This is a genomic window from Enterobacter sp. EC_50 (genome assembly GCF_019584525.1).
Lineage (GTDB): Bacteria > Pseudomonadota > Gammaproteobacteria > Enterobacterales > Enterobacteriaceae > Enterobacter > Enterobacter roggenkampii.
Window position 1 is genome coordinate 1 of sequence record NZ_VDAF01000088.1, and the last position, 419, is coordinate 419.

1 protein-coding gene is annotated in these 419 nt (G+C 43.2%); it reads left to right on the plus strand.

Going from position 1 to position 419, the window contains the following annotated elements:
* The coding region (locus FHC48_RS23095) for an IS1 family transposase (RefSeq protein ID WP_000641146.1) at positions 1-100 on the plus strand (100 nt) is incomplete at its 5' end.
* Positions 101-419 lie beyond the last annotated feature (319 nt).

Here is a 419-nt window from a genome sequence, read left to right on the forward strand (position 1 = left end):
CCTGGCACGGCTGGGACGGAAGTCGCTGTCGTTCTCAAAATCGGTGGAGCTGCATGACAAAGTCATCGGGCATTATCTGAACATAAAACACTATCAATAAGTTGGAGTCATTACCGCCTCTTTCTCTATCGTCCATTTCAGCGCTCCTTTTTTGGTTCCCAGACCAGGGAAAATTCATGAACATGCCCGTATTTACAGGCTTCGTAGTGTAGCAGGTTCTCAAATTTTGAACTTTATGAGTTAGCGCTATCACACAACAATCAATTATCCGATGATCGATTTGTAGATCATTTTCAGTGTTTTCTAATACCTCCATAGACAAATTGGAGGTCCAACGATGAGTAACCAGCACCCATTTATGCATTTCGATGCCATCCCAGATTATCGCCAACAAGGTAAAGTCGAGCACAAGTTAACTG